The sequence below is a fragment of the Trichocoleus sp. FACHB-90 genome, assembly GCF_014695505.1.
GTDB lineage: Bacteria > Cyanobacteriota > Cyanobacteriia > Cyanobacteriales > FACHB-T130 > Funiculus > Funiculus sociatus.
In genome coordinates, this window is the sequence record NZ_JACJOK010000023.1 from 27,367 (window position 1) to 41,339 (window position 13,973).

The following is a 13,973-nucleotide window of genomic DNA, read 5'->3' on the forward strand; positions in this document are numbered from 1 at the left end:
GATCGCCCTATTATGACACAATCTGTAGCCAAAGACTCACTAACAGAGTAGCGCGATCGCCTCTTTCGCCGCTTTTTTAGGTGCGATCACATTTCATAGTGAGAACCCAAACTTATTCTGGAAGAAAGTCAGAGTCTAAAATCTCGGCGGATGTGTATGGGCATAATTGTGGAAAGGTTTCCACTGGTAGTTCAGTTTCAGCACTCGCCTGTTCAACCGCATCTAAATAGCATTCAGCAAACACTTCTTCAAGGTAGGGCTTAAGGCTGGGAGATTCTTTAAGAGCTTTTCGGATGCGTCTACGATGCTCAACAATACTGCCCTTCCAGCTACCACTTCTTAATTCTGGTTGATATTGCCACTTGAGTAAGTGAGTCAGGACAACGATGAGATTACTCTCTAAACTCCTGCGCTCACTTCGCCCCATATCCTCTATTTCCTCAGTCAGATTTTCCCAGTCGATGTTTGAGTAGTCATGAACCCGCAACTTCTCCACTGTAGTTTTAATCCATATCAGGTAGTCTGTGTCATATAAGCTCTGTTGGTTAGCTGTTATTTCTGTTGTCATAACAATTACCTCTATGGCGTGCCAAACTGGTTATCAGAAGTCTTCTGATAACTATCTGTAACATTCTAGACAACCGCTAGAAAGTTAAAATATACAAATTATTTAATATTCCTTCCTATTCAGGATCTAACCACTTTTGCAAACTTACTCGGTATAAAATTAATCTTTCTTCTAGGCCAATTTATATTCGCTTACAGTCTGATTTTATCGATGATAGCGATCGCATACCTTAAGTAAGATTTATGATTCTGGTGTAACTTTTTGTTCTTTAGTTACAGGTGTGTTAGAAGCTTGGCTAACAACGTTAGCACCTCGATACTTTAGTCGCGATGTTGGTTGAGTTGGGGGAGTTTTGTCTGCTTTGTTACATTTCCAAGCTTGACCTCGATATTGCCCTGTTATCTGGCTTTCAGTTCCTTCAACTGTGGGAAAAGTAGGTTCGTAGTCAATTCCTCGATAACTGAGTGTAGTTTTTTTGTCTTCCTGAGTCTCAATTACAGGCTGACTCGGCAACGAAAATTGTCTAGTGCTGAAGATGGCAATCCCTAGCAGCAAGCTTTTGAGCTGCCAAGGTGCTATAAACAAACTTAGCAGTAAGGCGATAATTGAAATACAGGCAGCGAGATAGGAAATTTCGTCAGCAGACTTTTTAAATATATAGATAGATAGCAGGACAACTGCCAGCGGCATCATGAAAGACAAGGGCATTTCTATCATTTTTACACCCAGTGTGAGAAGCCTATTTAAAAAATATTAGGACAATTGCTGAAAATTAGTCTAATGCTTTCGGCTTAAATTACTCGATAGATTAGGAGGGACGTGGTAAGTGCTATATTTGCCGTGTTCCTAAATTGGCAGAATCCCAGGAAAATCGGGACTTCTAAAGCCGGCTAGAACGGGTTGGCGATCGCTATCGCGGCGCGGATGCACTCAGCCTGGGGAAGCGCATTCGCAACATAACAATGCTGCTGCACGTCTTTTTGTTCTGCGTGTAAATCATTGCTATGTCGCTAAAACCTAAAATTCGCTTATCTCGAATTTTGACAAATTGCTTGCTGAGAACTATTGTCCCTGTAATGTCGCTGGCTGCGCCAATTCCACCAGTTCAAGGCTTAATACCTAGTTTTTCTTCGTTTGAAGTCAAGTATGCTGATGGCAACTCTCATCCTGTTGTCAGCGTCTATGGCGCGGAATGCCAGTTAAAGCGATCGCTTACATGAAGGGTGATGGGAATCGGCTGCACGTCAAAAGCCAGGTTCTAGTTAACCATTTAAATTTATTTTTTATACTCCCTCTTTGCTGGTTCCGAGGCTGATAGGGGGTGAGGTTCTGCAAAATTCAAGAATTGCCGAATAAATTTCATCGGGGCAATTTGCCGCCGCATCGTGTCCACAATTCGGAATAATCTGGAATTTGGAACCGGGTAAATGGGCGTGTAGTTTCTCACCATCTTGAAAAGGAAACCACTGATCTTGTGCGCCCCATAAAATGAGAGTGGGAGTTGCGATCGCGCTCAGTTTATCTTGTACATTACGAATCAGATTTGGTTGATTCTGTACCAAAAACTGAATTTCTCGCGCCGCGTGTTGTAAATCTTCGGCAGTTTTCGTCAAAGCATTCGGAAATTCAATGTACGGATAAGTAATCCAATACACTTCTTCGGCTGTTATCTGTGCTGGATCGGAAACAACTTCACGCCGCCCCACCGCCACAATTTGCCTCATCAACGGTGCAAACAGTTTTGTCAACCGCATATCGTCGGCTATCCGCACTAAATCCAGGGGCAAATCTGCCAACAATTGCATACCCCAGAATGGCAATTTTTTTAGAAAAATTGGTACATTTATTACTACTAACTCAGAAAATAATTCTGGATTATTCTGAGCAGTAGCCAGTGTTACCAATGCTCCCAGTGATTGTGCCACCACTACAGCGGGTTCATCACACAAGCGTCTCATAATTCTTTCTAGTTCGACAGCTTGATGTCCCAATGTTTCTGGATGTAGTGGCTTTTCGGAAAAACCGTGTCCTTTGGCATCGAAACAAATGACGCGAAAATGTTGCGCCAGTGTGTCTACGAGGTAACGCCAGTTATAGCTCCAACTGGCAACTCCATGTACTAAAAATAGCGGTTTACCTGTGCCTTTCTCGCCATACGCAATTTTTACAGGATGTCCGTTAGCGTCGGTAATTGTTACTGTTTGACGCCCTTGTGGAAATGTGGCCCGCCACCAGTCTTTCATATATTAAAAATTAGATATGTTTTCCTTAAAATTAAATCATGGCAGAATTACCATTTTTCGCTGGAAATTCAGTTTTTTCAAGAACCTAGTCTAAATACGTCCTAAATTTAACAAATTTTAATTTTTTATGGGTAATTTTTAAAAATTTATCACTTGCCACAACAGTCTTAGGATAACAATACTCAAAGCTGCGATCGCCATTACAAAAAGCATCAACCCGCCCAACAGCAGTATGATAAACCACCAATCTGCCTTTTGACTCTGCCGAGGGGAATCTAGGTGAGCTTCCAGCAAAGTGATATTTTTGACATTGGCTTTCCAGGTAGCATCAAAAAAATCCCCCACAACTGGCACTGTGCCAGCTAATGTCTCTAAAACGATATTTAACACCATTCGCACCAAAGTTTCTCGCGGCAGTCCCAGCAGCGCTGCTTCTAGTACGATATAAGCTGAAAAGCCGCTTCCCAGAATATCCCCGCCTCCAGGTAGAAGTCCTAGTAGGGGATCTATGCCTATTCGATAAGATGTTCCCGGAATTGGAATCGCGTTATCCAAGATATAGCTTAAGCGGCGCACCCGCCTGAGTTTAGCAGCCTTGGCAATTTCTGATTTTGGGGAAGGTTTTGCAGGAGGTTGAGACATTACAACGAAGTAGTAGTCAGTTAAGAGTTGTTAAGTTGTCAAGTTATTAGAACTCAACAACCTTTCAATGTTCAAAGGTTCAAATGCCAACGGACACCTAGTTTAACACTGCAAACCTATCTCCTCTGGTGGTATTTCTTCTATCGTCGTCAGCGTTGAACTGGCTGCTTGTTCGATTTGAGATAACAGCTTTTGAGCTTCAATGTCTCCCTTTTGGGCTAAATTCTTGAGGTAGAATTTAATTTCTTCGGCTAGGGCGTTGGGAATATACATAACTATCCGTCCGTGTGCGGATGTGCGCTTCCTTTATGAATGATACCTCGGTGCAGGCGCTCTCGTGAAGATGTTATTGACATCAGCGAATTTCTTTGATAGCAGCGCTTAGAGGTTGAGATTGTTTAATGGAAGACAGTCTGTTGGGGAAAACTGGTTAGAATCAAGGGTAGAGGGGTTTAAAATTTGCACCCCTTTAATTTCCTCGAAATTGATTTTTGTTGAGTTTGTACCTATTTTTATGGAATCAAGTGGCCAGTCCGCCAACTCTTCTGACCAACCTCCTCCTCAAAGGTGGGCAGAGTTTCTGGGAACTGCGATCGCGCTCATTACTCTGACTTTGCCTGTGTTTGCGATCGCCCACTACTCCCCTAGTCGGGTCGAAACCTTACAGCGGCCTACCCTATACTCATTACCCTTGCCAGAAGATTGATGGACTCCTCAACTACCTTCACCTAAACTGATGTAGCTGCACTCAAGCGGGATCTGGACACTCAGCGATTATCTGCTGACCGTCTTCCCGTAGAATGCTACACGGGGGCTGTTTGCAAGGATGAGATTTAATAAAGTCTCAGCTTTTTTTCCTTAGAGCCTTACAAGCTACCCCAAACCAACGTGTCGCTTAGGAGTAAAGTTTTGGATTTATCACGCATTCCTGCACAACCCAAACCAGGTCTGATTAATGTACTAATTGAGATTACTGCTGGTAGCAAGAACAAATACGAATACGATAAGGACTTGGAAGCCTTCGCCTTAGACCGGGTGCTTTATTCTTCTGTGCAGTACCCCTACGACTACGGCTTTGTGCCAAATACTTTGGCTGATGATGGCGATCCCCTGGATGGCATGGTGATAATCGAAGAACCAACCTTTCCGGGGTGTGTAATTGCTGCGCGACCGATTGGAATGTTGGAGATGATAGACGGAGGCGATCGCGACGAGAAAATTCTCTGCGTTCCCGACAAAGACCCGCGCTACGCCCACGTAAAATCTCTCAAAGACATCGCCCCCCATCGGCTGGACGAAATCGCGGAATTTTTTAAGACCTACAAAAATTTAGAAAAGAAGGTCACGGAAATTCGCGGTTGGAAAGATGTCGAAGAGGTGATGCCGCTGGTGGAACAATGTGTTAGAGCGGGTCGTAATAAGTAGCGCTATCGGATAAAGCGGGAAAAAATTGTGAGCAGATGGTTTTTGAAGGTTAAAATCAACTGTAGCTCACAAAATTTTCCCTACTTACAAACATGGTGCTGATAGGGCCATAATGGGGAAGGTGCAGAGCCTGTAAAAGGAAGCATTTAGAACAAATGCACCTGCACTTTCAAAAGCATTGGTGGTAATTATCCGTCTTCTATGCAGCGATCGCTCCTTCTATCGAAAATTCATAGATGTACCCTCACAGGTTCCCATCTGGACTATGTGGGTAGTATCAGCATTGATAAAGCTTTGTTGGATGCCGCTGGTATATTACCTTATGAGCAGGTGCAAGTTGTTAATATTGCTAATGGAGAGCGGTTCATTACCTATGCGATCGCTGCACCAGAAAATTCTGGTGTGGTTGAACTAAATGGTGCAGCGGCACGTCTGGGAATAAAGGGCGATCGCTTAATAATTATGACTTACGCACAACTTAGCCCCGAAGAACTGAAAACTTATCATCCAACGGTTGTCCTCGTAGACGGGGAAAATCGCCTGGTGGAAGTCCGACGCTACGACGATCTGCAACTCTTGCAGCTAATGTGATCTAGCATATGTCTTCTTTAGAGCCAGCGGCAGTAAATCCCCAAATGTCTAACCAAGCACATCTTTCAAGTAACGCTGATGCCAAGTTTGTTGTCCAGTTTTGGGGGGTGCGCGGCAAAATTGCCGCTACAGGAAAACAGACAATTCGCTACGGCGGTAATACCCCATGTCTAGAGATGCGGGTAGGCGACAAACGATTAATTTTTGATGGCGGAACTGGCTTGCGAATTCTGGGTAACAATTTGTTGCGACAGATGCCAGTAGAAGCTTATATATTTTTTACTCAGACGGAAATCGATCGCATTCAAGGAGTGCCTTTTTTCGTTCCCGCCTTTATTAAAGGCAATTGCTTTCACATTTACGGCGCAGCTGCATCTAACGGCGCATCTATTAAACAAAGTCTCAGCGACCAGATGACACCGCCAAATTTTCCCGTCCCAATTCAGGTGATGCAGTCTGACTTGAAATTTTACGATCTTACTCCCGGTGACACGGTGACACTAGGAGAAATTGAAATTGAAACCTGCTTAACAAAAGACTCACTAAAGACAATTGGCTATCGAGTCACCTGGGATGGACACACTGCTGTCTATGTCACTTGTGCAGAACATAACTTGAAAGCCTCAGATAAAAACTTGCTGCACTTAGTCCGTCAAGCAGATTTGCTAATTTACGATAGCGCATCTAATTCGCAAGAAACCGCAGATTGTGGGTTGCATGGACAGTCGGTGAAGTCTTGCGCTGATGAACTTGAGCCTTGGGATAACTGCTTTTGGCAAACCTGCGTTGAGACGGCTCATACTGCGGGTGTTAAACAAGTGGTAATGTCTTGTTACGAGCCTGACTATAACGATGATTTTCTCGACTTAATGGAACAGCAAATTCAGTCAGCTTTTCCCAATAGTTTGCTGGCTCGTGAGGGAATGATTTTGTCGGTATTTTAGCCATTTTAATGACTAATAACAACTTCTAAAGAAGCAATAGCTTTAGTAATTTCCTCTAGTTTCTGAGCAACCTGACCGCTTTTTAACAAGTTTTCTGCTTCAGCTAAACCGGATGATAAATCTGTCGCCACACCGCTATGCCACAGGTAAAATCCGCCGTTCCAGATAGCAGCTTGCGTGAATTCGCCTGGTTTGCCTTGCAATACTAGCTGCATTTGTGGCACTAAAGCTTTTTCGTCTAGGGGTACTTCCTTGCCTTCAAAACCGTAGTCGCGGGGATGCAAGATGATGCGTTCTAGATCCGAACCGGGTTGCCAGGTGCCAATGATGGGGGTGCGATCGCGTGGTAAATCGCAGCTACCCTCTAATCCCTTCACCGTCGTAAAATACTGCGGTTTGCCTCGGAACGCCGAAGCACCTTGAAACATTCCTTCTGTGGGAGGATGCACAAAACCTGCTATAACGTGAGCAACTCCTGCGTAGGGACACCACATCAACTCCATCGTCGAAAAGGGGGGACGTTTGCCAATTTGGTCACGGTAGGGAACCAAGGAAGCCGCGAGGGGAAAATGCGATGGCAAATAGATAAATCCTATTTTGGTCGTCTCGAAGACTTGCTGGGTTTGCGCTAAAGATAGCCCACTCCAATCAACGCCTAAACCCTGCCAAATCTCAACCAGCGGCAAGCCTTCTTTGGTGGGCATCCGGCCGCCGCCGTGCATCACCACTGGTTGCCCTGCGGTTACCAGAATCAAAGCCGTTAATGGAGTCACAGGGGCGGTACGCGATCGCCCATCGTAGGGCGTTCCTAAAACTATAACTGGTCGCTGGGAGTCAATCGGTTGCAACTTTGGCCCCACTTGGTCGCAAGCATCCAGCATCCCGGCTAATTCTTCGCCTGTAGGACGCTTAATTCGGTGGGCGATCATAAACGCCCCAATCTGCGCTGGTGTTGCTTCCTGTAGTAGCATCATCCGCGTCGCTTGGGCCGCCTCAAAGCGAGTCATATTTTCCCCGGTGTGGGGGCCGCTACCAATTTTTCGCAGAATTTCCCTAAAGGCGTTACTCATAAAGAGTTTTGAGTTTTGATTTTATTAGTTGTCAGTTGTTTTTCTAATGACTAATGACTGAGGCTGGCGAACAGATTACAGCGTTGCTAATTGCTTGCTTAAATTGCAACGGAATTGATTCGCGCACCAGCTGGCAAAAACGCTGAATTGGTGGAATTAGTAAGCGATCGCGTGTTGTCACCATCACCACTTGACGAGACAAGCCCATTTCTGTGAGAGAGTCGGCGACGCTATGGGATGCTGGGGTGGATTCAATGGTGCGGATAGCCAGCGTTGAATCGTGACGCGCATCCACCAAAGCCGACTGCGGCAAAAGAGCAATTAATTCTCCCTGACGCACAACGCCGCGAAAGGCATCAAGCGTATTTAACTCCATAACTGCCTGAAGATTAGCGCCAAGGCGCAAAAATCGCTCTTGCACTAAGCGTTGCATCCCATAGCCATCTTTAAACACAACTTGCGGGTATTTAACGAGTTCTGACCAAGGCACCTGGTCATACTCAGTCAACGGATGATTTGCCGCCATCAGGATTTCGATGGGTTCATTGTATAGGATGTCTACCACCATATCCGGACTAGCCGTTAAAAAGCGGTTATTCATCACAATTGCCACATCCACCAGCCCGTCGCGGAGGACTTTTAAAGCGCGATCGCTTCCCAGTGAAGTCACTCGCAGCTGCACGTCTGGATAATTTCGGCAAAATTGCTGCAACACTGGCGGTAAATAGTGGGCGCAAACTGAATGAATCGCCGCTACGCATAGTTCTGGCTGTTTCCCCGCCAACAAGTCTGCTAATTCCTGGGTGGCTTGTTGCCACTCTTGACAGATTTTGCCTGCTCTTGGCAAAAATCTTTCTCCCCCTAATGTTAACTTTGCCTGAGCTGTGCGATGAAACAGTGGAACACCAAGTTCTGATTCTAGAGACTGGATTTGTCTGCTGATGGTGGACTGGGTGAATCCACATTTTCGTGCTGCTTGCTGAAAGCTGCCTGTTTGTGCAACTGCCAGAAATGCTTGCAACTGCTCTAGCCGCATAGGTGTAGCCTAAATTACATTTCCTTCTGAAATGAATTTAGCGGATTTGGCTACTGAGTTTGGTAAGGCTTGATACAGCAGTAATGGGGATTGGGGATTGGGGATTGGGGATTGGGGATTGGGGATTGGGGATTGGGAATTGGGGATTGGGGATTGGGGATTGGGGAGTGGGGATTGGGGATTGGGGATTGGGGAAAAGTCTTACCTAGTCCCCAGCCCCCAGCCCCTAGTCTCTAGTCCCTAGTCCCCAGCCCCTAGTCCCCAGCCCCCAGCCCCCAGCCCCCATTCTTGTAACGCGATCGCTACCCCTTGTTTTAACTCTGGTGTCAGCTTTTCGTCGGTAGCTAGTTGCTGTAATTTCTCATAAGCCGTGGGGAATTTTTTCAAAGCTGCTATGCAATGCAGTCTTATCCCTGCATCCGGATCTGCTAAAAGCTCAATTAGCGGCTTTATCGCTAATGGATCGCCAAGATGTCCCCATGTCATTGCCATAGCTTGCTTGACTTTGGGATTTTGAGCTGTTGGGCTTCCAATGTCAAGTGCGCTTTGGAGAATTTTAGCGGCTAAGGGTACTAACTTTGGTTCCTCAACTCGCCCCAAAACCATGATAATTTCCTGCCATAGTTCAGGGGACTCAACAGAGAGGGCTTTTTGTAAATATTCTAGGGAGGTTGCTGTTTGAGGAAGCGATCGCACAATATCTACTTTTAAGCGGATCGGCGTATGGGGCGACAACAGTACCTCATACAAAGCGGCGGCGGCTTCGTCAGTACCCAAACGCCCTAATGCGATCGCTGCCTGCTGGCACACTTCCAAATTAAAATCAAATAATAGCGATCGCACATGAGTAACCAGATCCAATTTTGGTAGCAAGTCAGTCCGCATTCCTAAGCCAATTACAGCTTCTTTTCTGACTTGTGCTGCGATATCTTTCAGAGCTTTTATCAGTATCGGCGGCACCCGACTGTCGTGAAAGCTACCAAGTGCTTCAATAGCCGCAGCCCGGATCGTCGCTTCAGGATCTTCAACTACTCCCATCAACGGCGCAATGGTTTCGGAACGGCGAATTTGGGCAAGACTACGTACCGCTAACAGCCGCGTGTTGGGATCTGCCAATAGCCCAGTTAAAGCCTCCACAGCAGGAAAACCGATATTCGCCAAAGCAGCAGCAGCCGCCACCGTAAGTTCTTCATCATCAGCCGTTTTCAAGCTTTCTACTAAGGCGGTGACAACGGCGGGATCGTCAAATTCTCCCAGGATGCGCCCAGCAAACCAACGCTCTTCTATTTCGGCATCTTCGTCTTCTAAGATGGAAATCAGAGGAGCGATCGCGCAGCTTCCAAATTTCGGAAGCACCTTCGCCACCTCCCACCGTTCCCGAAAATCACCAGAGTACAGTACCTCTAAAGCCAAAGAAAGGATTTGCTCTAAACATTCATTTTCCAGCTGAATACTCGCCTCACCTTTTCCCGCTGAGGTTTTCGTCACTGGTAGCTGCTGCAAGCACTCGGTTAGCAATGACCAGTTTTTTTGCTGTGCCGCAATAGTAGCCTGTTCTATAACATTTAATGTCATCATTACAAATCTATGTTATCCAGTTTACATTACAAGAAAAAGTAAGCCTTCCCCAAAAGCATCCCCAGCTGCCTTTTTCAATTTGAACAATATAAATGTTTATAAATCAACTCGCCTGAACTGTAAAATGTAAATAAAGCATTTTTTCAATGCGTTTGTTTCATTTCTTAAGTTTTTTTTGTATTTGTATATACCAATCAACCGAAATTCTCAGATACTTTATATCAAAAAGCGGATTGACTAAAGTAAAGTATTTTACTAAAGGTAGTTTGTTTGAGTAATTTGTTGCTGCTATCTGTAATAAACATTAAAACAATTATCAAGTCGAACAAACTGATGTTAACAACTATGGAGCTGCGCTGGTTTTATCGCGGCACAATACCAGAAGAAATCAAACAGTGGTTCGGTGCAGATTCTCTCTTAGGTCATCTAACGCCACCAGAAGAACGGGAAGATTTATATTTATACGCGGCGGGGTGCGATTACCTAGGTATCAAATTTCGGCAGAATAAGCTAGAAGTCAAATGGCGACAACAAGAATTAGGCGTGCTGCGTGCAGAAAAAGTAGAGGGGAAAGCAGAGAAATGGGTAAAGTGGAGTTGTAAAGATCCTACACCAGAGAGCTTCTTAGTAGCATCTGTTGCTGAAAAAGGCGAGTGGGTGAGTGTAAAAAAGGTGCGATCGCAGCGTCTTTATGAAACCTGCGCTGTAGAAATTGCTCAGGTGAATATCAGAGACAATGATTGGTGGAGTCTAGGTTTTGAAACCTTGGGCGAAGACGAGCATTTGATGGATAATCTGAAAGCTGTAGCCAGTCAAGTATTCCAAACTTATCACGGCTCCTCATTACAAACTCAGGATTCTTTTGCCTATCCAAAGTTACTCGCGTTAGTTGTTGAGTAGATGTGGCGCGACTCAACTTATAAAGGTTGCGGAGGCGTTAGCGGTGTCACCTGAATAAAGTTTAAAAAGTTGCGTGAGGTTCATCAACCTAATTTAATGCTAAATTTACTGCAACTTATAAGCAGTTCTCAGGATTTGTCCTGCTAAGATAGCGGCACCAAAACCATTGTCTATATTCACCACACCTACACCAGCAGCACAAGAATTAAGCATTGTCAAGAGGGGGGCAAGACCGCCGAAACTTGCGCCATAGCCAACACTGGTGGGAACGGCAATTACCGGACAATCCGCCAAACCAGCAACAACGCTGGGTAAAGCGCCTTCCATCCCCGCCACGACAATCAGCACATTAGCCGACTCAAGGACGTGGCGGTTACTCAGCAGGCGATGAATGCCAGCAACGCCGACATCCCAGAGACGCTGTACTCGAAAGCCAGAGAGTTCGGCTGTCACCGCTGCTTCCTCGGCGACGGGTAAATCGGCTGTACCAGCAGATAGAATGCCTATGGTGCCAGGATACTGAGGTTCTATGGTAATAGGAGAGATAGCACAAATCCGGGCAGTGGGATAGTAGCGCAGACCAATAACTTTTTCTTGCAGCTGGTCTGAAACTGCTGGGTCAATGCGCGTCGCCATGACTACGGGGTTGCGATCGCGCATCACTTCCATAATCGCCGCAATTTGTTCCGGCGTTTTCCCCGGCCCCCAAATCGTCTCAGGGAAACCAGTTCTCAGACTGCGGTGATGGTCAACTTTAGCAAAATCGCCCACTGGTTCAAAAGCAAAGTGCTTAAGTTTTTCTAGGGCTACCTCTGGGTTTATTTCACCAGCGGCAACGGCGTTTAATAATGACTGTAAGGCTTCAGTTTGGGACACGGCTTATCCGATGCAAGGATTTTAGAGTTTAGATTTTGGATTGGTCAGATAAAGTAGTTTACCCACCAATTGCTGATTTTGGTGGATAAACTACTTTAATCAGATACTTTCAATTCATAAATATTCCAGAAGGCACCGCCGAGGGAAGAGTATTTGATGCCAGAGACGCGATCGCGCACCGCCGACATTGACAGCGCATTCACTAGATAAATCATCGGTAAATATTCTTGCGTAATCCGCTGAGTTTCGGCATAAATTGCCTTACGCTTCGTTTCATCTAATTCCTGGCTTGCCTTAACGTAAAGATCCGCAATTTCCTGCTCCCAAGGATACACCTCCCGCCCTTCAATCGGCGTTTGCCCTACTTGAGGAGCCTGATTAAAGCTATGTAATCCCCCATCCGTAAACCAGACATTAGCACCATTATGAGGCTCAACGCCGCCCGTAAAGCCCAAAAGATAACATTCCCAATCCAGAGTATTAGAAAGTTTATCTACCAGCGTGTTAAAAGCCATCGGGTTAAAATCAACCTGGATACCAATTTGGCTCAAATTTTGTTTAATTGTAGCTCCTATTGACACGCGGGTTTGATTCTCAGCATTCGTAATCAGAGTAAAGCGGACGGGGTTGCCTTCTGCATCTAGCAGTGCGCCTTTTTCATTATATTTAAATCCCGCCCCTAACAGTAATTCTTTTGATTTTTCTGAATTATATTCGTATACTTTCAGACCTTCTTTTGGAGAAATGTAGTAGGGACTTTGCACAGAAATAGGTGAATTTTGCAATTCACCCAAGCCGCGCAAGGTGTTATTAATCATAGTTTGTCGGTCAATGGCATAAGCAACAGCTTGTCTAAATGCCACATTATTAAACCAGCGAGACTTGATGGGATCAATTAGTGGGCGACTATTACGCCGTCCTTTGTTAAGGTTAAAGGCAATAAAATTTGTACCCGGTCTTCCCTCTCCAGTGTAAATTTTAAACTTTCCCCGCTTTTCTTCTCGCTTCAGTAGGGGAAAATCTTCCGGACGCATCCGTCCCCAACCGTCAGTAGTATCTAAATCTTTAGAGCGAAATTGGAGTAGCTGAGTATCCATATTTTCCGTAATTTGCCAAATTACGCGCTCAATGTAAGGCAAGCGATCGCCTTGAGCATCCCGCCGCCAGTAATAAGGATTACGCCGAAAAACAACCCGTTCGCTGGTGGTGTAGCTTTCTATTTGGTAAGGGCCATTAACAATAATTTCATCTGGTTTCGCATCAACTCCCCAAATAGACATTAATTTGGGTTTTCCTTCGGAGTTTTTTGACTTTACAGCGTCTTGAAGGGCGTGTTTTGGCAAAATAATAATAGCATCATTTTGTGTGCCTGTGGTAGTCCGCAAAAAAGGCGCAAAAGGTTCTGGTAAAATAAACTCTACTCGCCGCTCATCTACCTTTCGGACTTTCGGAAAAGCACCAGAAGTTCCAATCTTGAGGCTATCTCTAGCATCGGTGGGAATTTCTTTATTAAAAACTACATCTTCATAAGTGAAGACAACATCATCCGCTGTCAGGGGTTCACCATCCGACCATTTCAAGTTTTCTCGCAGGGTGAAAACCACTCGTTTTTTATCTTTAGAAATTTCCCAAGATTCGGCTAACGCTGGTTCAATTTCACCAGTAACCCTGTTTTCAAATGTTAACCCCTCATAAGTAAAGAGAAAAACATGAGGAAACTCTTGGTTAAGCACCCAATTAAAGGTTTTGGGATCTGCCAAAGTCACTGTCACCAGTTGGGATAAATTCTCAGACTCCTGACTTTTGAATGATTGCGGACTACAGCCAAATAAGGCAAAAGTAACACAGATAATAAATGATAAAACCCAGCCTTGGCGAAAATAATTCGCGGCTACATTTTCTTTTTTCGTTATCAGGCTCAGCTTGGCAAGGATTAGGAGGCTCTGCCTGATAAAAAAGGATGTAAAATTTGAGAAAATTGCTAAACTTTCCCCATATAAATATTTTTTTAGGGGAATCGTGAGGCTTTCCCTCATATTCTCGCTACCAGGCTCATCCTGGTAACGAGATTTACGAAGTTTGTTGATCAAACTTTTCATC

General features: G+C 45.0%; 17 protein-coding genes. 7 read left to right on the forward strand and 10 right to left on the reverse strand.

Translation table 11 applies throughout. The features are described 5' to 3' along the window. Positions 1–112: 112 nt before the first annotated feature. Complete coding sequence (locus H6F74_RS07060) at positions 113–568, reverse strand: DUF29 domain-containing protein (protein ID WP_190438239.1); 456 nt, start codon at positions 566–568, stop codon at positions 113–115. Between the two features lie 240 nt (positions 569–808). Further along, complete coding sequence (locus H6F74_RS07065; RefSeq protein ID WP_190438241.1) at positions 809–1,285, reverse strand: DUF4278 domain-containing protein; 477 nt, start codon at positions 1,283–1,285, stop codon at positions 809–811. Between the two features lie 287 nt (positions 1,286–1,572). Here H6F74_RS07065 and H6F74_RS07070 point away from each other — a divergent pair, with 287 nt between their 5' ends. Continuing rightward, positions 1,573–1,788, forward strand: coding sequence for a hypothetical protein (locus H6F74_RS07070; RefSeq protein WP_190438243.1), 216 nt, complete (start codon positions 1,573–1,575; stop codon positions 1,786–1,788). Positions 1,789–1,851: 63 nt separating this feature from the next. Here H6F74_RS07070 and H6F74_RS07075 read toward each other — a convergent pair whose 3' ends face one another. The 3 genes from H6F74_RS07075 to H6F74_RS07085 all read right to left on the reverse strand — a co-directional run bounded on the left by H6F74_RS07075 (position 1,852) and on the right by H6F74_RS07085 (position 3,726). Then, a complete protein-coding gene (locus H6F74_RS07075) occupies positions 1,852–2,811 on the reverse strand; it encodes an alpha/beta hydrolase (protein WP_190438246.1) in 960 nt (319 codons plus the stop codon). Between the two features lie 138 nt (positions 2,812–2,949). After that, a complete protein-coding gene (locus H6F74_RS07080) occupies positions 2,950–3,453 on the reverse strand; it encodes a DUF4112 domain-containing protein (protein ID WP_190438249.1) in 504 nt (167 codons plus the stop codon). Positions 3,454–3,555: 102 nt separating this feature from the next. Continuing rightward, positions 3,556–3,726: a hypothetical protein gene (locus H6F74_RS07085; protein ID WP_190438252.1), complete on the reverse strand. Its 171-nt coding sequence runs from the start codon at positions 3,724–3,726 to the stop codon at positions 3,556–3,558. 241 nt (positions 3,727–3,967) lie between these two features. On the opposite strand from H6F74_RS07085, the gene H6F74_RS07090 reads away from it, so the two are divergent. From H6F74_RS07090 to H6F74_RS07105, 4 genes are all read left to right on the forward strand, one after another. Beyond that, positions 3,968–4,159, forward strand: coding sequence for a hypothetical protein (locus H6F74_RS07090; protein WP_190418344.1), 192 nt, complete (start codon positions 3,968–3,970; stop codon positions 4,157–4,159). A gap of 203 nt (positions 4,160–4,362) precedes the next feature. Beyond that, positions 4,363–4,878, forward strand: coding sequence for an inorganic diphosphatase (locus tag H6F74_RS07095; protein WP_190438253.1), 516 nt, complete (start codon positions 4,363–4,365; stop codon positions 4,876–4,878). A gap of 201 nt (positions 4,879–5,079) precedes the next feature. Then, on the forward strand, positions 5,080–5,469 hold the full coding sequence (gene panD / locus H6F74_RS07100) for an aspartate 1-decarboxylase (RefSeq protein ID WP_190438270.1): 390 nt from the start codon (positions 5,080–5,082) through the stop codon (positions 5,467–5,469). 44 nt (positions 5,470–5,513) lie between these two features. After that, positions 5,514–6,413 carry an MBL fold metallo-hydrolase gene (locus tag H6F74_RS07105; protein ID WP_199300942.1) on the forward strand — a complete coding sequence of 300 codons (900 nt, stop codon included), beginning with the start codon at positions 5,514–5,516 and terminating at the stop codon, positions 6,411–6,413. A 5-nt stretch (positions 6,414–6,418) separates the two neighbouring features. Here the strand turns inward: H6F74_RS07105 and H6F74_RS07110 are convergent, their stop codons facing one another. Further along, positions 6,419–7,483: an anthranilate phosphoribosyltransferase family protein gene (locus H6F74_RS07110; RefSeq protein WP_190438277.1), complete on the reverse strand. Its 1,065-nt coding sequence runs from the start codon at positions 7,481–7,483 to the stop codon at positions 6,419–6,421. Between the two features lie 43 nt (positions 7,484–7,526). Continuing rightward, positions 7,527–8,519, reverse strand: coding sequence for a LysR family transcriptional regulator (locus H6F74_RS07115; RefSeq protein ID WP_190438279.1), 993 nt, complete (start codon positions 8,517–8,519; stop codon positions 7,527–7,529). A gap of 59 nt (positions 8,520–8,578) precedes the next feature. Between H6F74_RS07115 and H6F74_RS07120 the strand changes: the two genes are divergently transcribed. Then, positions 8,579–8,728: a hypothetical protein gene (locus tag H6F74_RS07120; protein WP_190438282.1), complete on the forward strand. Its 150-nt coding sequence runs from the start codon at positions 8,579–8,581 to the stop codon at positions 8,726–8,728. 31 nt (positions 8,729–8,759) lie between these two features. On the opposite strand, the gene H6F74_RS07125 is transcribed toward H6F74_RS07120, so the two are convergent. Further along, a complete protein-coding gene (locus H6F74_RS07125; protein ID WP_199300944.1) occupies positions 8,760–10,097 on the reverse strand; it encodes a HEAT repeat domain-containing protein in 1,338 nt (445 codons plus the stop codon). A 333-nt stretch (positions 10,098–10,430) separates the two neighbouring features. On the opposite strand from H6F74_RS07125, the gene H6F74_RS07130 reads away from it, so the two are divergent. Then, on the forward strand, positions 10,431–10,997 hold the full coding sequence (locus tag H6F74_RS07130; protein ID WP_190438284.1) for a hypothetical protein: 567 nt from the start codon (positions 10,431–10,433) through the stop codon (positions 10,995–10,997). A 105-nt stretch (positions 10,998–11,102) separates the two neighbouring features. Here the strand turns inward: H6F74_RS07130 and larB are convergent, their stop codons facing one another. After that, complete coding sequence (gene larB / locus H6F74_RS07135) at positions 11,103–11,873, reverse strand: nickel pincer cofactor biosynthesis protein LarB (RefSeq protein WP_190438296.1); 771 nt, start codon at positions 11,871–11,873, stop codon at positions 11,103–11,105. Positions 11,874–11,968: 95 nt separating this feature from the next. Further along, positions 11,969–13,972, reverse strand: coding sequence for an ABC transporter substrate-binding protein (locus H6F74_RS07140; protein WP_242021882.1), 2,004 nt, complete (start codon positions 13,970–13,972; stop codon positions 11,969–11,971). Position 13,973 lies beyond the last annotated feature (1 nt).